Below are 20,545 nucleotides of genomic sequence, written 5' to 3'. Positions count from 1 at the left end.
TGCGTGCGCTCAGCGCGGTTTGGCTGCCGCGGCGTCCAGTTCCACTTGCTGGCGGCGGGCCACGGTCTTGACGATCAGCGCGCGCAGGTCGTTGAGCAGTGCGAATTCGGTCTGGCTGAGGTGGATTGCCGGGAAGCTGTCGTCCCAGTCGCCGTAAATGAAGCCGACCGGCTGGCCGTTCGACGACAGCGGCAGGATCACGAAGCTGCGCCCGGCCGACAGCGCATCTTTCCACCACTGCGGCAGCTTGGCCGCGAACTTGGGGTCGTGCGCGTTTTCCACGAAAATCACGCGGTCGCTGCCGAGCGAGGCATGGAACACGTTGGCGCTGTAGGTGTCGTCGAAACCGAGGCCGCCGATCAGGTCCTTGACGCCATCGCCCAGCCCCATCTTGGCGATGTACTTGTTTTCGCGGCGGTTGCGCAAGAAGGCCACGGCGCGCGAAAAGGTCAGGCCCTGGTGCACCGTCTCCAGCGCCATCGACATCATCTGGCCCGGATTGGCCGTGGCGACGACGTCGCGCATGTCGGACACGCCGGAGAGCAGCACCTTGTTGCCCTCGGCGCGCATGCGGCGCGTGGCGATGTCGGCTTCGCGTTTTTCGGCCGGCTTGGCCAGCGGCGCGATCGACAGGTCAGCCGCCGCCGTTTCCTTGGCTTTTTCGATGGCGGTGAGGAGGTGATCCGGTTCGACCCCCAGCATCGACGAAAAACTGCTGGCCAGCGCGCGCACGTTGGCGGCCCCCGCCTCGTCGTCGTTCCACAGGGAGCTGGCGCATTGCGACGACATGGTCGATACCGCGGCCAGCCAGTCTTCGTGGGTGAACGCGTCGCCGCGCTCGGCCGGCTCGATCCGGCGCATGCCGTTGATCAGGTTTTTCGGCAAACCCCAGTGTTCGGCGGCGGCGCGCCCGATCTCTTCCATCGTCAGCCCCAGCACCGGCTGCGCGGCGGCGTCTTCGCCGCCGGTGCCGCCGACCGCCTGCAGCGCGGTCCAGCGTTCGGGCATGTAAAAGGTGATCATCATGCGCCCCAGGGTGTGCAGCATCGAGCACACCACCGCTTCCTCGGAGTCGCGCGCGGCGGCGCTGGCGGCGACCTGCTGCGCCACCATCCCGGCCAGCACCGCTTTTTCCATCTCCACGTGGGCGATGGCCGAATCGGGCGAGGCGCGCGTCAATTCCTCGATCAGTTTCAGGCCCAGCGCCAGGTGGCCGATGGCTTCGGTGCCGAGCACCAGCACCGCCTTGCTGACGGTGTTGATGCGCTGGCCGAAGGCCGAATACATGCCGCTGTTGGCCAGGCGCAGCACCTTCTGGGTCAGGACCGGGTCCGACAGCACCGTTTGCGTCATGCTGAACTGGTGCTCGTCCTCGCCGCGCATGGCGCCGAGAATGGAACTGATGGCCTTGGCGAAGCCGGGCATGTCGCCGCGCCGGCGCACCCGTTCCCACAACTGGTTCAGGGTGGCGTCGGCGCTGGCCGGGCCGGGCGGGGTGGGATGGAGCAGGGCGCCGGCAATCATCGTATCCCCGCCTGCGGTTCGATCGGCATCAGGGACGCGTACAGGTCTTCCTTGAGGGCGGCCATGGCCGCGTGGGCCGGCATCGGTTTGCCGGTCAGGTAACCCTGGATGTACTGGCAGCCGCGCTGGTCGAGGTAATCGAGCTGCGCTTCCGTTTCCACGCCTTCGGCCACCACCGACAGGCCGAGGTGCTTGGCCAGGTCGAGCACCGCATTGCAGATCGCGCCATCCTTGGGCGCGTCGGGCAAGTCCTTGATGAAGGCACGGTCGATTTTCAGCACCGAGATCGGGAAGCGTTTCAGGTACGCCAGCGAGGAATAGCCGGTGCCGAAATCGTCGATGGCGATGCGCGCCTGTCGCTCGGCCATCTTGACGAGGATCGATTCTGCGTGCACGGGGTCGATCATCAGGGTTCCTTCGGTGATTTCGAGGACCAGCTGGCTGCCGCTCATGCCGGAAAAGGCGAGCGCATGGTCCAGCACCTCGAGGAATTTATCGTTGCGAAACTGGCGCGGGCTGATGTTGACCGAGATGTATAGCGGGCGCTTGGCCACTTCCTCGAACTGCTTGAGCTGCACGCAGGCCGCTTTCAGGGCCCACGCGCCCAGGAGGTTGATCAGGCCATTGGTCTCGGCGATGGGGATGAAGCGCACCGGCGGCACCATGCCCAGGGTCGGGTGCTTCCAGCGCATCAGGGTCTCGAAGCCCTGGATGCGGCGCGTGGGGGCATCCACGATCGGCTGGTAGTACAGCAGGAACTCGCCTTCGCGCACGGCCTGGAACATGGCCGCTTCGAGCGAGATGTCGTGTTCCGGCGGGCCGCTGTCGCGCGGGCTGTAGACCAGGCAGCGCGCCTTGCCGGTTTCCTTGGCGCGCGACATGGCGGCGTCGGCCAGCGCGACCAACTGCACTTCATCTTCGGCGTGCTCGGGGAACAGCGCCAGGCCGATCGAGGCGCCGATGTAGATCGTGTGCTTGTCGACCTCGAACGGCGCTTGCAGGGTCGCCAGCAGGCGTCCGGTGACCAGCTTGATCTGGGCCTCGCTGCAGGTGCCCGGCAGGACCGCGACAAACTCGTCGCCGCCGATGCGCGCCAGGGTGTCGCTGTCGCGCAGGGTCTTGCGCAGGCGTGCCGCGGCGATGCGCAGCACGGCGTCGCCGACCGGGTGGCCGAGGCCATCGTTGACCTTCTTGAAGCCATCGAGGCCGATGGTGGCGACTGAAAAATTCTGGCCCGAGCGGCGCGCGTGGGCGATCACCATGCGGATGCGGTCCGACAGCAGCAGGCGGTTGGGCAGTTCGGTCAGGGCGTCGTGGGTGGCCAGGTGGCGCAGGCGTTCCTCGGTATCGCGCCGGAGCGAGATATCGCACCCGACCACCAGCAGGGCCGCGCCGCCGGCGTGCTGCAGGCGGCCAAGGCGCAGCTCGAACCAGATATCCTTGCTGGCGGTGTGCAGGCGCACGTCGAGCCGGGCCGGTTCGGCGGCGGCGCCGGCATCGAGCAGCGCCGCGCCCAGTGCGGCCTGGTCGGCCTCGGGCGCCAGCGATACCAGCGCCGCTCCCATCCCGCGCAGCGCGAACAGGGTCCGGGTGCGCTCGCTGGCCGCGACGATCCGGCCCGCCGGGTCGAGCCGGAACACGACGTCGCCGGCCGCTTCCATGAACTGGTCAAGCTCGGTGGCCGTATCGCCGTGGGGAACTGATGGGGCACTGGGGCGCATGGTGAAATCGTTACCTTCGTAGTGTGGCTTGGCGCGGGTGGCCGGCTGCCCGGCCTGGTCTAGTTTAACAAATCGCTATCCTATGTGGCACGGAAAGATTCTAGGATGCATCAAAAACCACCGGTGTGGTGCGTCATTTAAAGTTGCTTGAGCGAACGCAAATAGCGGTGTGCCGGACGGGCGGGAAAGCAACTCTTGCCCCGTTTTCGGCTTTGGGCTAGGCTGGAGCGCGGCACGCCGCCGGTTTTCCGGCCCGGCTTGCTATTGTCGCTCACCCTGAGCGGTTCGAGGGGGGCGCGCACTTGGATAATGCTGCTTTTGCGCAATATTTTCGGGACCCGCACCCGGCCAGACCATGAATCCATACGATACCCACGAGATTTTTAACCAGGCAAGCGCATTTGGGAATGTCAACCTGTATGCCTGCGATCCGGCGCTGCAGGAAGCGCTGACGCGCGAAGGGGCGGGGTGGGCCAGCGACGCCCTGCACGCGCTGGGCGAACAGCTCGGACGCGCCGAGGTGCTGGACCTGGCGCGCCAGGCCAATGTGAACAAACCCGTGCTGCATAATTTCGACCGCGGCGGGCGGCGCGTCGACGAAGTCGAGTTCCATCCCTCCTGGCACCAGTTGATGGCACTGATGATCGGGGCCGGCGTGCACGCCACGCCGTGGGAGGCGGCGCGGCCCGGCGCTCAGGTGGCGCGCGCGGCCCAGTACATGCTGTTCGGGCAGGTCGAAAACGGTTCCCAGTGCCCGCTGACGATGACCTATGCCTCGGTACCGGCGCTGCGCCAGGCCGGGGCCATCGGCGCCAAATGGCTACCCAAGATCCTGTCGCGCCAGTACGATCCGCGCTCGCTGCCGATCGAACAAAAAAGCGGCGCCCTGATCGGCATGGGCATGACGGAAAAGCAGGGCGGCACCGACGTGCGCGCCAACACCACGCGCGCCACCGTACTCGATGCGCCCGAGGCGCGCGCGGTTCGGGGAAGAGGGCGTGGATGCCTGGCGCATCGTCGGCCATAAATGGTTCTTTTCGGCGCCGCAGTCGGACGCGCACCTGATCCTGGCCCAGACCGACGACGCCGGCAGCGCCGGACTGACCTGCTTTTTCGTGCCGCGCTACCTGCCCGACGGCAGCCGCAATGCGATCCGCGTGCAGCGCCTCAAGGATAAACTGGGCAACCGCTCGAACGCCTCGTCCGAGGTGGAGTTCTGCGACGCCGTCGGCTGGCCGGTGGGGAAGGTGGGGCGCGGCATTCCGACCATCCTGGAGATGGGCGGCTACACCCGGCTCGATTGCGTGATCGGCAGCGCCGGCATCATGCGCGCGGCGCTCACCCACGCGCTGCACCACGCGCGCCAACGCGCCGCCTTCGGCCGCACACTGGCCGAACAGCCGCTGATGCAAAACGTGCTGGCCGACCTGGCGCTCGAATCGGAGGCCGCCACCGCGTTCGCGCTGCGCCTGGCGCGCTGTTTCGACAACGTGGCCGATCCGGCCGAAGCGCTGCTGGGCCGCATCCTGACCCCGGCCGGCAAATACTGGCTGTGCAAGCGCGGTCCCGCCTTCGGCGCCGAAGCGATGGAAGTCATGGGCGGCAACGGCTACGTGGAAGATGGTCCGCTGGCGCGCCTGTACCGCGAGTTTCCCGTCAATTCGATCTGGGAGGGTTCCGGCAATGTGATGTGCCTGGACCTGTTGCGCGCCTTCGGCAAGACGCCGGCCGCGCGCGCGGCACTGGCGGCGGAACTGGCGCTGGCCGGCGGCACCGATCCGGCGTTCGATGCGTGCGCCGCAAGCCTGCTGGCCGACCTCGATGGCGCCCAGGGTGACGAATACGGCGCGCGCCGGCTGGCCGAGCGCATCGTGATCGCGGTGCAGGCCGCGCTGCTGCTGCGCCATGCGCCGGGCTTCGTGAGCGAGGCCTTCATCGCCTCGCGCGTGGCCATCGACGTGGGCGGGGCGTTCGGTCGCCTGCCGGCCGGTGTCGATTGCGCCGCGATCCTGGCGCGCGCGCTGCCGCTCTGACGCGCGTACCGACAAAAAAGCGAACAAGCGCCCGGTTTGCGGGATAATACGGGTACAAGCCACAACAACGATAACTGAATCGAATTCCATGAAACAAGATCCGCGCTTCCCCAATCTCTTCATCCTCAACCACCCGCTGATCCAGCACAAGCTCAGTCACATGCGCGAGCGCGACACCTCCACGCGCACCTTCCGCGAGCTGCTCAAGGAAATCACGCTGCTGATGGGTTACGAAATCACGCGCGACCTGCCGCTCACCACGCGCCAGATCGAAACCCCGCTGGTGACCATCGACGCGCCCGTCATCGCCGGTAAAAAGCTGGCGATCGTGCCGATCCTGCGCGCCGGTATCGGCATGAGCGACGGCTTGCTGGAACTGGTGCCTTCGGCGCGCGTGGGCCACGTGGGCGTGTTCCGCGACCCGGAAACGCACAAGCCGGTCGAGTACCTGGTGCGCCTGCCCGACACCACCGACCGCATCTTCATCCTGTGCGACCCGATGGTCGCCACCGGCAATTCGGCGGTGCATGCGATCGACGTGCTGAAAAAGCGCGGCGTGACCGACGAACAGATCATCTTCCTGGCCCTGGTGGCCGCGCCCGAAGGCGTGCAGGTGGTGCAGGACGCGCATCCGAAGGTGAAGCTGTATGTGGCCTCGCTCGATTCGCACCTGAACGAACATGCCTACATCGTGCCGGGCCTGGGCGACGCGGGCGACCGCATCTTCGGCACCAAGTAAGAAGCCGCGCGCGATGGCCACGCTGATCGACCAGGAGTTTTTCGCGCGCCTGCACGCGCTCAACGAGAAGTTCGCGGCCAGCGTGCCGGCCACGCTGGCGCGCCTGGAAGAGCTGCGCGCCAGCTTCGACCCGGCCGCCGCCGACGCGGCCCTGGTCAAGGAGCTGCATCAGAGCCTGCATACGATCGCCGGTTCGGCCGCGACGTTCGGCTTTCGCGTGTTCGGGGCCCAGGCGCGCCAGCTGGAGCAGCGCCTGCGCGTGCTGATGGCGTTCGAGCTGATCGCGCCCAAGGACTGGAACGACTGGCTGCATGCGCTCGACGTGTACGTGGCCTGGGCGCGGCACGACCCCAAGGCGGCCAGTTACCCCGGCCAGGACGACTGAGACGCCAAGAAAACGACAGCGCACGTACTTTTTTACCAATTGTGCGCGCATGCAAGGTCAAGTGCGCGTATCGTTTGATTTAGCGCAAACTTCCGCAGTGTCGATGCCCCTATATTTATCGAACTGCCGCTGCAAACCCGGTGCCGCAAAGTTGATGTTTTGAATTTTTAAAGCTTCCGGGAAGTTTATTTTGCAGAGAACGTGTTTTTTGTGTTTTATTCGGTATAATGCGGGATCGTTGTGATTCGAGGTAGTTGTGCAGTCTGTCTGTCATTTCTTTCTTGCTTCGTCAAACGATCTAAAACGGGCGTAAGCCCAACTTAACTGAAATAGGAAATTGTAATGGCAACTGGCATCGTAAAATGGTTCAATGATTCGAAGGGTTTTGGCTTTATCACTCCTGATGAAGGCGGCGAAGATCTGTTCGCTCACTTCTCGGCGATTCAGTCGAACGGCTTCAAATCTTTGCAAGAGAACCAACGCGTCTCTTTCGAAGTAACCGCTGGCCCTAAAGGCAAGCAAGCTTCGAACATTCAGCCTATCTAATCGCTGAATCAACGACAAAAAATCCTCGGTTTCCGGGGATTTTTTTTGTCCGTCTTTTCGTCGGCCCGCCTCGTGCGGGCCGATGTTGTTTTCAGGCGCGCCAGTAGCCCGGCTGCGCGTAGGTGCGGCGCAGGAAGTCCACGAAGGCGCGGATGCGCAAGGGCAGGTGGCGGCGCTGTGCGAACACGGCGTGAATGTCGTTGCCGGGTGCCGCAAAGCGGTCCAGCACCGTGCACAGGGTGCCCGCTTCGATCTCGGTTCCCACTTCCCACATCGAGCGCCACGCCAGGCCTTTGCCGGCCAAGGCCCAGTCGTGCAGCACTTCGCCGTCGTTGCAGACCATGTTGCCCGCCACTTTCAGGGTCACCAGCTTGCCGTTGTCGCGGAAGGTCCAGCCACGCTGGCTGCCTTCGCTGCTGATCGCCAGGCAGTTGTGGCGCGCCAGGTCGGCCAGGGTTTCCGGCATGCCGTGGCGTTTCAGATAGGCGGGCGAAGCCACCAGCACGCGCTGGTTGTCGGCCAGCTTGACCCCGATCAGGCTCGAATCGGACAGGCTGGCGATGCGGATCGCCACGTCCACCCCTTCGCCGATGACGTCGACCACGCGGTCGTTCAGGTTCAGGTTGACCGTCACGTCGCGGTGCTCGGCCAGGAACGAGGGGAGCAGGGGCGCCACGTGCTGGCGCCCGAAGCCGGCCGGCGCCGACACCAGCAGGTGGCCGCTGGCGCGCGCGCTGCGTTCGGCGACCGCCGATTCGGCTTCTTCGAGTTCGCCCAGGATGCGCTGGCAGTCTTCCAGGAAGGCCGCGCCTTCGTCGGTGAGCGCCAGTTTGCGCGTGGTGCGCTGCAGGAGCTTGACGCCCAGGCGCGCTTCGAGCGCGTCGAGGCGGCGCCCGATCATGGCCGGCGCGATGCCCTCGGCGCGCGCTGCCGCCGACAGGCTGCCGCGGGCGACTACTTCGACGAAGGTGGAAATCTGACGGAACTGCCCCACGTGTACTCCTTTTGTCTGTGACAAAAACGCACAGATGAATGTATTTTTTGTCTCGTTTAGCTACCAGTTAGTGAATATACTAGATGACAGATGAAACGCCAATTTTGCATTTACCTTCGACAGGAGCACGCATGACTATCAATATCCCCGCCGGCATGGAAATCACCGCCGAGATCAAGCCTGGCTACGAACAGATTCTCACTTCCGAGGCGCTGGCCCTGGTGGCGCGCCTGACGCGCGCGTTCGAGCCGCGCCGCCAGGAGCTGCTGGCCGCGCGCGTGGCGCGTGCCAAGCGCCTCGACGCCGGCGAGCGTCCCGACTTTTTGCCTGAAACCGCGCAGATTCGCGCCGGTGACTGGAAAATCGCCCCGATTCCGCCGGCACTCGAGTGCCGCCGCGTCGAAATCACCGGTCCGGTCGAGCGCAAGATGGTCATCAACGCCTTCAACTCGGGCGCCGACAGCTACATGACCGACTTCGAAGACTCGAACACGCCGAACTGGGACAACCAGATCACGGGCCAGATCAATATGCGCGACGCCGTGCGCCGCACCATCTCGCTCGAACAGAACGGCAAGGTGTACAAGCTCAATGACAAGATCGCGACCCTGGTCGTGCGTCCGCGCGGCTGGCACCTCGATGAAAAACATGTGCTGGTCGACGGCAAGCGCGTCTCCGGCGGCATTTTCGACTTCGCGCTGTTCATGATCCACAACGCGAAAGAGCAGCTGGCGCGCGGCGCCGGGCCGTATTTCTACCTGCCGAAGATGGAATCGCACCTCGAAGCGCGCTTGTGGAACGATATTTTTGTCATGACGCAGCAGGAACTGGGCCTGCCGCAAGGGACCATCAAGGCGACCGTGCTGATCGAAACGATCCTGGCCGCGTTCGAGATGGATGAAATCCTGTACGAGCTGCGCGAACACAGCGCCGGCCTGAATGCGGGCCGCTGGGACTACATCTTCTCGTGCATCAAGAAATTCAAGCTCGATAAGGACTTCTGCCTGGCCGACCGTCCGAAAGTGACGATGACGTCGCCGTTCATGCGCGCGTATGCCTTGCTGCTGCTGAAGACTTGCCACAAGCGCGGCGCACCGGCGATCGGCGGCATGGCGGCGCTGATCCCGATCAAGAACGATCCGGAGAAAAACGAGATCGCCATGGGCGGCGTACGCAACGACAAGGCGCGCGATGCGAGCGACGGCTACGACGGCGGCTGGGTTGCGCATCCGGGCCTGGTGGAACTGGCGATGGGCGAATTCAAGAAGGTGCTGGGCGAGAAGCCGAACCAGATCGACAAGCAGCGTCCCGATATCGCGGTGACGGCGGCCGAACTGCTGGACTTCAAGCCGGAAGCGCCGATCACGGAAGCGGGCCTGCGTTATAACATCAACGTCGGTATTCATTACCTGGGCAGCTGGCTGGCCGGTAATGGCTGCGTGCCGATCCATAATCTGATGGAAGATGCGGCGACGGCGGAGATCAGCCGTTCGCAGGTGTGGCAGTGGATTCGGTCGACCAAGGGTGTGCTCGACGACGGCCGCAAGGTCACCGCCGACATGGTGCGCGCGATGATTCCGCAGGAACTGGCGAAGGTCAAGGAAGTCGCACCGAATGGCGACAACCCGACCTATGTGCGCGCGGCGGTGATTTTTGAAGAGATGTCGACGTCGGAATCGTTTGCGGAGTTCTTGACGTTGCCGCTGTACGAAGAGATCTAAGAGCCGTCGTTCCTGGCATTGCCAGAAACGACTTCCCGCGCAGGGCTAGGCGCCCCCACGGCAACCCAAGGTTGTTTGATCCGCCATCTACTACGCTACGGACTTGGGTTCCCGCCGAGTGCCGCCTTGGCGCGGGAACGACGGTGGGTCAAGCGCGCAGCGCCATCGCTTCGCGCTTGATGATCAGCTCCGCAAACTGCTCCGCCGGCATCGCCGGCGCCAAATACCACCCTTGCAGCAGATCGCAACGCTGCGCCCGCAGGTAGTCGAGCTGCGCTTCCGTCTCCACCCCTTCCGCCACCACTTCCAGCCTCAGGCTGTGCGCCAGCGCGATAATGCCCGCGATGATGGCCGCGTCGTCGGCGTCGTGCGGCACGTCGGCCACGAACGACCGGTCGATCTTGATGATGTCGACCGGGAAGCGCTTCAGGTACGACAGCGATGAATATCCCGTGCCGAAATCGTCGATCGACAGCCGCACGCCCAGCCCGCGCAGGCGGTGCAGCGCCTTGAGCGTATCCTGCGCGTGTTCCATCAGGGTGCTTTCGGTGATTTCCAGTTCCAGCAAATCGGGCGGCAAGCCGGATGCCACCAGCACCGCTTCCACCGTATCGGCAAAATTCTTTTGCAACAGCTGGCGCACCGACAGGTTGACCGCCACCCGCATCGGCGGCAAGCCCTGGTCGATCCAGGCCTTGAGCTGGGCGCACGCGGTGCGCAGCACGAATTCGCCGAGCGGATTGATCAAGCCCGTTTCTTCCGCCAGCGGGATGAATTCGACCGGCGGCACCATGCCGCGCGTCGGGTGCTTCCAGCGCACCAGCGCTTCCATGCCGACGATGCGCTGGTTGTCGAAGCGCGCCTGCGGCTGGTAAAACACTTCAAGCTCGTTGCGCTCCAGCGCGCGCCGCAAGTCGCTTTCCAGGCGTACGTGTTCCGAAATGGCCTGTTCCATCGACGCTTCGTAGAACTGGAAGCCAGTATTGGTCTTCTTGGCCCGGTACATGGCGCTGTCGGCGCGCTTGACCAGGGTCGGCACATCGAGGCCGTCGAACGGATACATGGCGATGCCGACGCTGCTGGTGACGAAAATATCGTGGCCATCGATCTGGAACGGCGCGGCCAGCACACGGCAGATGGTCTGCGCCGCGGCCGCCGCCGGCGCCGGCCCGTCGACATCGCCCAGGACGATGGTGAATTCGTCGCCGCCCAGGCGCGCCACCATGTCGATGCTGCGCACCGCGCGCCGCACGCGCTGCGCCACCGCCACCAGCAGGCGGTCGCCGATGTCGTGCCCGAGGTTGTCGTTGACGTACTTGAAGCGGTCCAGGTCGAGGAACAGCACCGCCAGCGAGGTCTTGTTCACGCGCGCCTGGTCGACCGCCTGCCCGAGCAGGTCGAAGAACAGGGTGCGGTTCGGCAGTCCGGTCAGCAGGTCGTTGAAGGCCAGGTGGCGGATGCGCTTCTCGGCGCGGTTCGCTTCGATGATGCGGCGCACGCGCTGCGACAGCACCGCGTAGTGAATCGGCTTCGGGATATAGTCGCTGGCGCCGGCCGCGAAGGCCCGCTCGACCGAGGAATTGTCTTCCAGCGCGGTGATCATCAGCACCGGAATGCTGCTGCCGCCGGGCAGTTCCTGCATGCGCGCGCAGGCCGTGAAGCCATCCATCACGGGCATGACCGCGTCCATCAGCACCACGTCGGGCTGGAAGCGCTTGAGCATCATCAGGGCCTGGGCGCCGTCGGCCGCTTCTTCGACCTTGAAGCCGTCGCGCTGCAAGGTGTAGCGCAAGGTGCTGCGGGTGCTGCGGTCGTCGTCGACGATGAGCACCTGCGGCACGTCGTCGACGCCGCCCTGGCCGGCCATGCCGTCTCCGGTCACTTCCTGCGCCAGCGCGCTGGCCACCGCGTTGTAGGCCACGCGCAGGCGTGGCAGCAGCGGCACGATCAGTTCGGGGTGGCCGCCGATGCCGTGGTCTTCGGCTTCCTTGGCCAGTTGCGCCAGGTGGGTCGCGCCCAGGTTGCCGGCCGAACCCTTGATCGCATGCGCCTTGGCGCGCGCGGTATCAAAGTCGCCGCCGTGGGCCGCCGCCTCCAGGTCGAGCAGGTATTGCGGCGTGTCTTCGAGGAAGGGGCTGATGGCCTGGGCCAGCGATGCGCCCATGATCTCGCGCAGCTTGACGAACATGGCCTGGTCGATCGGGCTCTCGCTGTCGCCCACATGCTCTCCCGGCGCGGGTACGCTGCGCGGCTCCTCGCCGGGCGCCGCATCGCCGCGCGGCAGCCAGCGGTCGAGCTTCTGGCGCAGCTCGAACAGGGTGATCGGCTTGGCCAGGTAGTCGTCCATGCCGGCCGCCAGGCATTTTTCGGCGTCGCCGCGCTGGGTGTTGGCGGTCATCGCGACCAGCGGCGTGCGCCGCCCGCTGCCCTGTTCAAGCGCACGGATATGCGCGGTCGCTTCGTAGCCATCCATCTCCGGCATGCTGCAATCCATCAGGATCAGGTCGAAGCTGCCATTGCGCACCGCTTCCAGCGCTTCGCGCCCGTTGGCGGCAAATTCGCAGGCGCAGCCGTTCATGGCCAGCATGCCGGCGGCGACCATCTGGTTGGTGCGGTTATCTTCGGCCACCAGGATGCGGAACGAGGTGCGCACCGGCGCGGCCAGCTGGCTGGCGATGGCCAGCGCGGGCGCCTTGGCACCGGCCAGCAAGTCCTTGAGGGCTTGCAGCAGGCGGTCTTCGCGCAGCGGCTTGCCGAGCGAGGGGTGGCCGTCGACCAGGGTGCCGCCCGAGGGCGTGCCGAAACGGTCGAGGATCAGCACCAGCGTGCCGGGCGAGTCGTGCGCGATTCTTCCCGCCAGGTCGTTGCCGTCGTCGTCGAGGGCGCCGATGTCCATCATGACGATGGCGTACGGGCGCGCCTCCATGGCGCCGACCTTGAGCTGCAGCAGCGCTTCGCCGCCCCAGCGCGTGACGTGGCAGTCGATCCCGTGGCGCTGCATGGTCTGGGCCACGAAGCTGCGCACGATCTGGCTGTCGTCGACCACGATCGTGCGCAGGCCGGCCAGCTCCGTGTGGGCCGGTTCCGGCAATTCCTGCAGCGCGGCCTTGCAGACGATGTTGAAGGTGAAGGCGGTACCTCCGCCAAGCGCGCTGTCGACCGTGATGGCGCCTCCCATCAGTTCCACCAGTTGCTTGCAGATCGCCAGGCCAAGGCCGGTGCCGCCGTATTTGCGGGTGGTCGACGGGTCGGCCTGGGCGAAGGACTGGAACAGGTGCTGCTGCTGGTCGGCGCTCATGCCGATGCCGGTGTCGCGCACTTCGAAGCGCAGCCCGAATTGCGGGCCGTCGGCCAGCGCGATTGCCACTGCCACTTCGCCATGCTCGGTGAACTTGACGGCGTTGCCGAGCAGGTTGATGAGCACCTGGCGCAGGCGCAGCGAGTCGCCATTGACGCATTGCGGCACGCCCGCGCCGAGCAGGTAGCCCAGTTCGACGTCGCGCACCTGCGCCTGCTTGGCCACCAGTTCGATGACTTCTTCGAGCAGCTTGCGCAGGTCGAAATCGACTTCTTCGAGCGAGAGCTTGCCCGCTTCCATCTTGGAAAAGTCGAGGATATTGTTAATCAGTTCGATCAGGGTGCGCGAGGAATTCCAGGCCACGTCCACGCATTCGGCCTGGCGCTTGTTCAGGCTCATTTCCTTGAGCATGTCGAGCATGCCGACCACGCCGTTGAGCGGGGTGCGCACTTCGTGGCTGACGGTGGCGGCAAACTGCGCCTTCACCAGCGCCATGCTGACGGCGGCGTCGCGCGAGTCCTTCAGTTCCGCTTCGCGCTGTTCGAGCACGTTCATCATCTTGTTGAAGGCGAGCGCCATGTCGATCAGGTCGCGCGGGCCGGCCGGGGCGGCGCGCATGCCCGATTCGCCCGCCTCGGCGCGCTGCATCAGGCGCGAAAGCGCATGCAGCGGGTTGATCATGTGGCGCGTGAGCAGGCGCACGATGGCCAGCAGGATGATGGCGAACGACAGCGTGACCACCAGGTTCCCCACCAGGAGCGACAGCGTGAGGCGGTTCAGCGTCACTTTGGCGACGGTCACGTGGACGTGGCCGAGCAGCTGTTTGGGCGGCTCTTGCAGGTCGAACGGCGAGGCCAGTCCCTGGCCGCCGAAGACCGGTGCCGTGAAGTGCCAGGCCTGCGAGGTTTCGCTGGCCAGCCGGGCCAGCGGCGTGGGCGAGACGGGCCCCGGCGCTGCGGCCGGCGCGGCGCCGGCCTGGCTTTTCGAGAGCAGGACCCGTCCGCGCGTGTCGCTGATCTGCACGCTGAGCACATCGGGGAAGGTGAGGGTGGTGGCCACCACGTCCTGGGCGTTTTCGGGCGAGTGGTAGAGCAGCGCCAGGGTGCTCTGGCGCGCCAGGTTGTCGGCGATGCGCTCGCCCTGTTCGAGGAAGTAGTCGCGCATGCGGGTGCGCGCTTCCCAGGAATTCATCAGCGAGGAAAACAGCGCCAGGCCAAGAATGGCGGCCGAGACGATCACTGTCAGCTGGCGGCGAAACCCGGTGCGGCGAAGGAAGTCGTGGAACATCTACTCAGGGCTCCGGATAAATAAGGTCGAAGGTACGTTGCTGCTGGTAGCCGATGTTCAGGCCCATATGGCTGGCGGTACGCAGGTTGATGGCGGCGTGCAGTTCGCGCAGCGGCTGCACGCCTTTCCTGCGCTCGCCGGCGATGGCGCCCTCGGCCGAATTGGCCAGCGAGCGGCCCAGCTCCACGTTGTTGGGACTCATGGCGAACAGCGCGCCTTTTTTCACGTGCAGCACATTGCTGGAGAAAATAGGCACGCCGCTGTTCCAGGCTTGCTTGAGGATCAGCGGCAGCAGGGTGCCTTCTTCGACGGTGGTGGTGTCGTGCGGCAGCCAGACGGCGTCGCGGCGGCTGTCGGCGCCGGCGAACAGGGTGGCGTACAGCTGGGCGGCCTGGGACAAGTCGCGCGCTTCGTACGATGCCAGTTCGAGGCCCTGCCCGCGCGCCGCTTCGCGCGCGAGGCGCAGCAGCCATTCGGTTTTCTTGGGGTCGTACACCACGATCACGCGCCGGGTGTCGGGCAGCAGCGTGCGCAGGCGCGCAAACAGCAGCGCCGGATCGGGCGTGAGGCTGATGCCGTTCAGGTTGACGATTTCGGCGTCCGACAGCAGCAGGGCGCCGCCCACCAGCACCTCGATATCGCGGTCCAGCGCCACGGCCGTGTTCAGGCCCTGGCGCCCGAGCGCGATGACGACCTTGGTACCGGTGCGCCTGAGCTGCGCATTCAGGTCGGCCGCGTCGACGCGGGCATCGACCGCGTAGCTGCGCACGCGCAGGCGGGTACGTTCTTCGATCCCCTGGATCATGCCGATGAAGGCGCTGCGAAACGGTTCCGACACGTTCGGATAGAACACCGCGATGCCGCCCTGGCCGACCGAGGCTTGCAGCTCGGGGCGGCGCAGCTGGTCTTCGAGCTGGGAGACGGTGAGCGGCTGCAGGCCGTACTGGCCGCCGCTGTCGTAGCGTTCGAGCAGGCCGGCCGACTCCGCCGTCGCAGGCGCGAGATCGTCAGCCATGGCGTGCGGCGCCGGGCCGGCCAGCAGCAGCAACGACAGCAGCGCGGACGCGCCACGCGGCGCGCGCGGCCGTGGCCGGGCGTTGAAAAGAAGTGTAGTCATTGCGTACAGCGGGGACGCGTGGTCCGGTTAATTTGTAAGCAGCCACGCATGTGGGCACACACCAGGCTGCAGTATACGTCACCGAAGTAGCCCGAAAGAAAGAATTTTGAAAATCTAACAAAAAACCACGGTCACGGTTCGGGATACAGGAACTGGAAGCTGCGCTGGACCGCCGGGCCGGCCGCGATGCCCAGGTGGCTGGCGGTGCGCAGGTTGAGGGCGGCGTAGACTTCGCGCAGGGGCAGCAGGCCGCGCGGCGGCGGTTCGGCCGTCATCATGGCAGTGGCAAGATTGCCAAGATTGCGGCCGAGTTCGATGTTGTTCGGGTAGAGCGCGAACAGGGCGCCTTTGCGCACGTGCAGGAAGCTGCTGGAAAAGACCGGCACGGCGCGGTTCCACGCTTCGCGCAGCACCAGTGGCAGGATGGTGGTTTCGTCGACGGTGGTGGGGTCGGTGGGCAGCCAGAGCGCGTCGCGCCGGTTGTCGGCGGCGGCGAAGGCGCTCTGGTAGAGGCGCGCGGCGGCGCCCAGGTCGAGCGCTTCGAGCGCCGCCAGTTCCACCCCGTGCAGGCGGGCCGCCTCGCGCGCCAGCCGCAGCAGCCAGTCGTTGTGCTGCGGGTTGTAGACGACGATGACGCGGCGCACGCCGGGCGCGAGGTTGCGCAGGCGGGTAAACAGCAGGGCCGGGTCGGGACTGAGGCAGATGCCGGTGTGGCGGTCGCCGTCGGGCAGCGAGGAAATGCCGCTGATCACCAGGCCGAGTGCGGGATCGAGCGCTTCGGCCACCTTGAGGCCCTGGCGCCCGAGGGCGATGATCACGCGCACGCCCTGGCGCCGCAACGCCGCGCCCAGTTCGGCCGGGTCCAGCGCGGCAGTGAGCGGCCAGGCTTGCACGCGCTGGTGCAACTGCTCTTCGATGCCGCCGATGATGTCGGTGAAGACTTTGCGCACCGGCTCGGGAAGGTCGGGAAACAGGACCGCGACCGGACGCGGCGCGGCAAGTTCGCCCGTGAAGATCGTTTGCGCATGCAGCGGCGCGTGCGGCACGAGTGGCACGGCCAGCGCGGCGCACAGGCGCAGCAATGCACGCCTGTGCGGGGAGGGCGGCGCCAGCTTATCGATGACGCGGCGCCCGGCCATGAAGGCAGCGGCGCGCTTGCGCCATTGCTGGATCGGGCTGGTGGGCCGCGCTTGGGTATCGTCTCGTCATGTGATTATTCACACTGTTTCTTTGTGGAATATCTTAGCTGAGTTATGCCGCCTTGGGTGTGCTGTCTTTACATCAACTGTGCTGGCGTGGCATTTAACAGACGTTTGATGGTGATCAAAACGTGTTTTTCCAGGTGCGCAGTGCGGCGAAGGAAGCTTGCGGCGGCGCTGCCGGGTCCAGTTTGCCCAGGGCAATCAGGTTGGCGACGATACCGGGCTGGCGGTCGCGCAGGAAGGGGTTGGTGGCTTTTTCCAGGCCGATGCTCGAGGGCAGGGTGGGGATGCCGCGCTCGCGCTTGGCGGTTTCGGTCGCGATGCGCTGCGCGATCAGCGCGTTGGCCGGTTCGGCCGCGGCGGCGAAGCGCAGGTTGGACAGGGTGTATTCGTGGGCACAATAGACGGCCGTGTCGTCCGGCAAGGCCAGATAGCGCGCGAGGGAGGCGCGCATCTGCTCGGGGGTACCTTCGAACAGGCGCCCGCAGCCGCCGGCAAAGAGCGTGTCGCCGCAAAACAGCCAGTGCTCGCCGGAGCGCTCGCGCAGGTAGGCGATGTGGCCGAGGGTGTGGCCGGGCACTTCCAGCACGCGCAGGGCGAGCGCCAGGCCGGGCACCTCGACCAGGTCGCCCTCGGCGAGCGGCACGCCGACCGTGGCGATGGCTTCGGCGCGCGGGCCGTACACCGGTACCCGCGCATGCGCGAGCAGTTCCGGTACGCCGCCAATGTGGTCAGCATGATGATGGGTGAGTAAAATGGCGGTGAGCGTGAGATGATGCGCGGCCAGGGCCGCGATGACGGGCGCGGCGTCGCCGGGGTCGACCACGGCGGCGTGCACGCCATCGTGGATCAGCCACAGGTAATTGTCCTTGAACGCGGGGACGGCGAGCACGCTCAAGGGGCGGGGCGTCGGATACGTCATAGTGAAGGTGTCGGCAAAGGGGTAGGCATGGATAGCGCGGCATCCGAAAAATCCATTATAGCGCTCGACGGCTGGCTGCAGACGCCGGCCGGCGCTTACGTACGCGCGTGGGAACAGGCTTGCCTGGACGAGTTGACGGCCGATATCTTCGGCTACAACGCGGTGCAGATCGGCTTGCCGCAGATCGATGCGCTGGCCGCCAGCCGCATGCCCAACAAGTGGCAGGCGGCCACGCGCACCTCCTCGCGCGAGCTGGTGGCGCTGGGCGCGGGCAAGCGCCAGATTGCCGTGGCGCTCGATTTCGCCGAGCTGCCGTTCGCTTCGCAAAGCCTGGACCTGGTGGTGATGCCGCATGTGCTGGAATTTGCGGCCGAGCCGCACCAGGTGCTGCGCGAGGTCGAGCGGGTGCTCATTCCGGAGGGGCAATTAATCATCTGCGGCTTCAATCCGGCCAGTTTGTGGGGCTTGCGCCAGGGCTTGCGGTGCGTGACGCGCTCGGCCTACCTGCCGGTGGCGGGCGAATTCATCTCTATGCCGCGTATGAAAGACTGGTTAAAATTGCTCAATCTGGGCGTGAGCCGCAGCCATTTCGGCTGCTATGCGCCGCCTTGCCGCACGGCGCAGTGGATCGAGCGCTATGCCTTCATGGAGCCGGCCGGGCAGCGCTGGTGGCCGTATCTGGGCGCGGTGTACATGGTGCATGCGATCAAGCGGGTCAAGGGCATGACCATGATCGGTCCTGCCTGGAATAAAAAATCGGCGACGGCGCCACAAGCGGTGCCGGCCACCAATCGGAAGTAAAGACAGCGAAAGCAGAGAAAGCCAGGATGAGCAAAGTAGAGATTTTTACCGACGGTGCGTGCAAGGGCAATCCCGGCACCGGCGGCTGGGGTGCCTTGCTGGTGGCCGACGGCCACGAGAAGGAAATCTGTGGCGGTGAACTCAATACCACCAACAACCGCATGGAGCTACGCGCCGTGATCGAGGCGCTCTGCATCCTCACGCGCCCGTGCGAAGTGGTGCTGCATACCGACAGCCAGTATGTACAGAAGGGGATTTCGGAATGGATCCACGGCTGGAAGGCGCGCGGCTGGAAAACCGCGGCCAGGGAGCCGGTCAAGAATGAGGATTTATGGAAGGCGCTCGATCTGGCGCAGGCGCAGCACGCGGTGGAATGGAAATGGGTGCGCGGTCACAATGGGCACCCCGGCAACGAACGGGCCGACGTGCTCGCCAACCGCGGGGTCGAGACCGTCCGCCGCTGAGCGCGCCCGCGCTTTGTTATACTGCGCGCTTCGTTTCACTCTTCACCCAGACTGCCATGCGCCAAATTGTCCTCGATACCGAAACCACCGGCCTCAATCCCCGCACGGGCGACCGCGTCATTGAGGTCGGCTGCGTCGAACTGCACAACCGTATGCTGACGGGGAATAATTTCCACCGTTACATCAATCCCGACCGCGATTCGGAAGAGGGCGCGCTGGCGGTGCACGGCCTGACCACGGAATTCTTGCGCGACAAGCCCCGGTTTGCCGAGATTGCGCAGGAGTTGCGCGAGTATATACAGGGCGCCGAGGTCATCATTCATAACGCGCCGTTCGACCTGGGCTTTTTGAACAATGAATTCAAGCTGCTCGGGCTGCCGTCGTTTACCGAGCATTGCAGCGGGGTGATCGATACCTTGGTCAATGCCAAGGAAATGCATCCGGGCAAGCGCAACTCGCTCGATGCGCTGTGCGACCGCTATGGCGTGTCGAACGCCCACCGCAAGCTGCACGGCGCGCTGCTCGATGCCGAGTTGCTGGCCGATGTGTATCTGTCGATGACGCGCGGGCAGAACAGTCTGTCGATGGATGTGGAGGATGAGTCGGCCGGTGGTGGTGGTACGCTCGAAGCGGTGGCGCTGGCCGAGGTGATCGTGCTGGCCGCCAGCGCGGACGAGCTGGCCGAGCATGAAGGCGTGCTGGGCGGGCTGGACAAGGCGGTCAAGGGAAACTGTATTTGGAGAAATTACGCGGAAGCGTGACGTTTTGCGAAACCTGTGTCATAATACGCCCCGCTTCGGGAGGTTAGCTCAGGGGTAGAGCACTGCATTCACACTGCAGGGGTCGCAAGTTCGAAACTTGCACTTCCCACCAAGAATACTAATGAAATCAAGGGCTTGCGAGAAATCGTCAAGTCCTTTTTTTGTTGGGTACGGAAAAAGTACGGAAAACAGTCTCGGGCTGCCCGGGATGAGGTTGGACATTAACATTGTTACGACGGTATTCGACGTTATCCTTCGGTGATTTTGGAAGCTAGGCAGTTGTTCCTATTGAAAATAAAATTCGTTAAATTTTCAATCCGGCATCAATATCTGCTGATTCGGTTAGTGCTGGACGCGATAGCGAAACCGACGCCTTTGTGAGCGCAAGAGGCTACTCGGTCAAATTCCAATATATCTAGGCGGCCACGTAGCCGCGCTACCTGCTTGGCCCAACCATTGGCTACTCAAGTCGCGACCGTGCCAAAAGGCGTAGGCCGCTACTGTGCGGAGGTGTAACTCCAGACCGGTTCCCGAGAACGATCTAAGCCAAACTCTTGCTACCATTGCGGAGCACGACGGGAGATGAATACGTCAGTAACTTTGCTTACTCGCACTGAAGATGGTCGCCTATCCATTTTTACGGGAAATTGATGCGACTCGTCAAAAAAGGGCCAATGCCGAAATCGACGTAAATCGAGCCTGTTTTCGACTTGAGACCATCACGTTATACACAACTCCGAACTCCCTGTCGCCATGACGAGAAAACCCGTTAACATTCAAGGAGTTACAGCTGCCACTTGTAAACTGTAGCGAAATGGCGTTTACTCTTGCCTTTTGGACGACGACATGGGCAAGGCAGTGACGCGGTGGACCGATCATGAGTTTGCTGGGCTCGACCTTGGTGACAGTCGTCTCAACAAGAGGGCGAAGATACTGATGGAACGATTTGCGGCAAACCCGCAAGCGAGCATTCCGGCGGCATGCGAGGGCTGGAGCGAGACGGTGGCGGCCTACCGCTTTCTGAGCAACA

At 64.7% G+C, this 20,545-nt stretch carries 17 protein-coding genes and 1 tRNA gene; 11 read left to right on the top strand and 7 right to left on the bottom strand.

Going from position 1 to position 20,545, the window contains the following annotated elements; translation table 11 throughout:
• Nucleotides 1–9 precede the first annotated feature (9 nt).
• Both F2P44_RS25140 and F2P44_RS25135 read right to left on the bottom strand, forming a co-directional pair.
• Nucleotides 10–1,524, bottom strand: coding sequence for an HDOD domain-containing protein (locus tag F2P44_RS25140; protein ID WP_229423741.1), 1,515 nt, complete (start codon nucleotides 1,522–1,524; stop codon nucleotides 10–12).
• Nucleotides 1,521–3,245, bottom strand: a complete 1,725-nt coding sequence (locus F2P44_RS25135; RefSeq protein ID WP_229423740.1) for a putative bifunctional diguanylate cyclase/phosphodiesterase — start codon at nucleotides 3,243–3,245, stop codon at nucleotides 1,521–1,523. Before F2P44_RS25135 ends, F2P44_RS25140 begins: the two co-directional genes overlap by 4 nt.
• A 355-nt stretch (nucleotides 3,246–3,600) precedes the next feature.
• Between F2P44_RS25135 and F2P44_RS36660 the strand changes: the two genes are divergently transcribed.
• From F2P44_RS36660 to F2P44_RS25115, 5 genes are all read left to right on the top strand, one after another.
• On the top strand, nucleotides 3,601–4,272 hold the full coding sequence (locus tag F2P44_RS36660) for a hypothetical protein (protein WP_370662747.1): 672 nt from the start codon (nucleotides 3,601–3,603) through the stop codon (nucleotides 4,270–4,272).
• The gene (locus F2P44_RS36655; RefSeq protein ID WP_370662746.1) at nucleotides 4,244–5,278 is read left to right on the top strand and encodes an acyl-CoA dehydrogenase family protein; all 1,035 of its coding nucleotides are present in this window, start codon (nucleotides 4,244–4,246) and stop codon (nucleotides 5,276–5,278) included. The genes F2P44_RS36660 and F2P44_RS36655 overlap by 29 nt, the downstream gene beginning before the upstream one ends.
• An 88-nt stretch (nucleotides 5,279–5,366) precedes the next feature.
• Nucleotides 5,367–6,017 carry a uracil phosphoribosyltransferase gene (gene upp, locus F2P44_RS25125; RefSeq protein ID WP_167090484.1) on the top strand — a complete coding sequence of 217 codons (651 nt, stop codon included), beginning with the start codon at nucleotides 5,367–5,369 and terminating at the stop codon, nucleotides 6,015–6,017.
• A gap of 13 nt (nucleotides 6,018–6,030) precedes the next feature.
• Entirely contained in the window at nucleotides 6,031–6,402 is a 372-nt protein-coding gene (locus tag F2P44_RS25120) for an Hpt domain-containing protein (protein WP_167090482.1), read from the top strand.
• Between the two features lie 342 nt (nucleotides 6,403–6,744).
• Nucleotides 6,745–6,948 carry a cold-shock protein gene (locus tag F2P44_RS25115; RefSeq protein WP_010398811.1) on the top strand — a complete coding sequence of 68 codons (204 nt, stop codon included), beginning with the start codon at nucleotides 6,745–6,747 and terminating at the stop codon, nucleotides 6,946–6,948.
• A 91-nt stretch (nucleotides 6,949–7,039) separates the two neighbouring features.
• Here F2P44_RS25115 and F2P44_RS25110 read toward each other — a convergent pair whose 3' ends face one another.
• A complete protein-coding gene (locus F2P44_RS25110; RefSeq protein ID WP_167090480.1) occupies nucleotides 7,040–7,942 on the bottom strand; it encodes a LysR family transcriptional regulator in 903 nt (300 codons plus the stop codon).
• A 131-nt stretch (nucleotides 7,943–8,073) separates the two neighbouring features.
• On the opposite strand from F2P44_RS25110, the gene aceB reads away from it, so the two are divergent.
• On the top strand, nucleotides 8,074–9,663 hold the full coding sequence (aceB, locus tag F2P44_RS25105; protein WP_167090478.1) for a malate synthase A: 1,590 nt from the start codon (nucleotides 8,074–8,076) through the stop codon (nucleotides 9,661–9,663).
• 148 nt (nucleotides 9,664–9,811) lie between these two features.
• Here the strand turns inward: aceB and F2P44_RS25100 are convergent, their stop codons facing one another.
• The 4 genes from F2P44_RS25100 to gloB form a co-directional block, all read right to left on the bottom strand.
• Entirely contained in the window at nucleotides 9,812–14,248 is a 4,437-nt protein-coding gene (locus F2P44_RS25100; protein ID WP_167090476.1) for an EAL domain-containing protein, read from the bottom strand.
• A gap of 4 nt (nucleotides 14,249–14,252) precedes the next feature.
• Entirely contained in the window at nucleotides 14,253–15,365 is a 1,113-nt protein-coding gene (locus F2P44_RS25095; protein WP_167090474.1) for an ABC transporter substrate-binding protein, read from the bottom strand.
• Nucleotides 15,366–15,496: 131 nt separating this feature from the next.
• Nucleotides 15,497–16,504: an ABC transporter substrate binding protein gene (locus F2P44_RS25090; protein ID WP_167090472.1), complete on the bottom strand. Its 1,008-nt coding sequence runs from the start codon at nucleotides 16,502–16,504 to the stop codon at nucleotides 15,497–15,499.
• A 184-nt stretch (nucleotides 16,505–16,688) separates the two neighbouring features.
• A complete protein-coding gene (gene gloB / locus F2P44_RS25085) occupies nucleotides 16,689–17,489 on the bottom strand; it encodes a hydroxyacylglutathione hydrolase (protein WP_167090470.1) in 801 nt (266 codons plus the stop codon).
• A gap of 27 nt (nucleotides 17,490–17,516) precedes the next feature.
• Here gloB and F2P44_RS25080 point away from each other — a divergent pair, with 27 nt between their 5' ends.
• The 5 genes from F2P44_RS25080 to F2P44_RS25060 form a co-directional block, all read left to right on the top strand.
• The gene (locus tag F2P44_RS25080; RefSeq protein ID WP_167090468.1) at nucleotides 17,517–18,290 is read left to right on the top strand and encodes a class I SAM-dependent methyltransferase; all 774 of its coding nucleotides are present in this window, start codon (nucleotides 17,517–17,519) and stop codon (nucleotides 18,288–18,290) included.
• A 26-nt stretch (nucleotides 18,291–18,316) separates the two neighbouring features.
• A complete protein-coding gene (gene rnhA, locus F2P44_RS25075) occupies nucleotides 18,317–18,754 on the top strand; it encodes a ribonuclease HI (RefSeq protein WP_167090466.1) in 438 nt (145 codons plus the stop codon).
• 56 nt (nucleotides 18,755–18,810) lie between these two features.
• Nucleotides 18,811–19,515 carry a DNA polymerase III subunit epsilon gene (gene dnaQ, locus F2P44_RS25070; RefSeq protein ID WP_167090464.1) on the top strand — a complete coding sequence of 235 codons (705 nt, stop codon included), beginning with the start codon at nucleotides 18,811–18,813 and terminating at the stop codon, nucleotides 19,513–19,515.
• Nucleotides 19,516–19,552: 37 nt separating this feature from the next.
• Nucleotides 19,553–19,627: transfer RNA gene (locus F2P44_RS25065), tRNA-Val, on the top strand.
• Nucleotides 19,628–20,361: 734 nt separating this feature from the next.
• A partial coding sequence (locus tag F2P44_RS25060; protein WP_167089541.1) for an IS4/Tn5 family transposase DNA-binding protein occupies nucleotides 20,362–20,545 on the top strand: 184 nt, incomplete at its 3' end.

This window comes from Massilia frigida, from assembly GCF_011682175.1.
In the GTDB taxonomy this organism is placed as follows: Bacteria; Pseudomonadota; Gammaproteobacteria; order Burkholderiales; family Burkholderiaceae_D; genus Telluria_A; species Telluria_A frigida.
The sequence above is the reverse complement of the archived record's forward strand: the minus strand, read 5'-3'. Positions and strand labels throughout refer to the sequence as shown.

Coding starts and splice junctions, on each gene's coding strand:
- F2P44_RS25140 (WP_229423741.1), bottom strand. CDS start 1,524: ATGATTGCCGGCGCCCTGCTCCATCCCACCCCGCCCGGCCCGGCCAGC.
- F2P44_RS25115 (WP_010398811.1), top strand. CDS start 6,745: ATGGCAACTGGCATCGTAAAATGGTTCAATGATTCGAAGGGTTTTGGC.
- F2P44_RS25100 (WP_167090476.1), bottom strand. CDS start 14,248: ATGTTCCACGACTTCCTTCGCCGCACCGGGTTTCGCCGCCAGCTGACA.
- F2P44_RS25080 (WP_167090468.1), top strand. CDS start 17,517: ATGGATAGCGCGGCATCCGAAAAATCCATTATAGCGCTCGACGGCTGG.
- F2P44_RS25135 (WP_229423740.1), bottom strand. CDS start 3,245: ATGCGCCCCAGTGCCCCATCAGTTCCCCACGGCGATACGGCCACCGAG.
- gloB (WP_167090470.1), bottom strand. CDS start 17,489: ATGACGTATCCGACGCCCCGCCCCTTGAGCGTGCTCGCCGTCCCCGCG.
- F2P44_RS25090 (WP_167090472.1), bottom strand. CDS start 16,504: ATGGCCGGGCGCCGCGTCATCGATAAGCTGGCGCCGCCCTCCCCGCAC.
- rnhA (WP_167090466.1), top strand. CDS start 18,317: ATGAGCAAAGTAGAGATTTTTACCGACGGTGCGTGCAAGGGCAATCCC.
- F2P44_RS25120 (WP_167090482.1), top strand. CDS start 6,031: ATGGCCACGCTGATCGACCAGGAGTTTTTCGCGCGCCTGCACGCGCTC.
- F2P44_RS25095 (WP_167090474.1), bottom strand. CDS start 15,365: ATGACTACACTTCTTTTCAACGCCCGGCCACGGCCGCGCGCGCCGCGT.
- dnaQ (WP_167090464.1), top strand. CDS start 18,811: ATGCGCCAAATTGTCCTCGATACCGAAACCACCGGCCTCAATCCCCGC.
- F2P44_RS36660 (WP_370662747.1), top strand. CDS start 3,601: ATGAATCCATACGATACCCACGAGATTTTTAACCAGGCAAGCGCATTT.
- upp (WP_167090484.1), top strand. CDS start 5,367: ATGAAACAAGATCCGCGCTTCCCCAATCTCTTCATCCTCAACCACCCG.
- aceB (WP_167090478.1), top strand. CDS start 8,074: ATGACTATCAATATCCCCGCCGGCATGGAAATCACCGCCGAGATCAAG.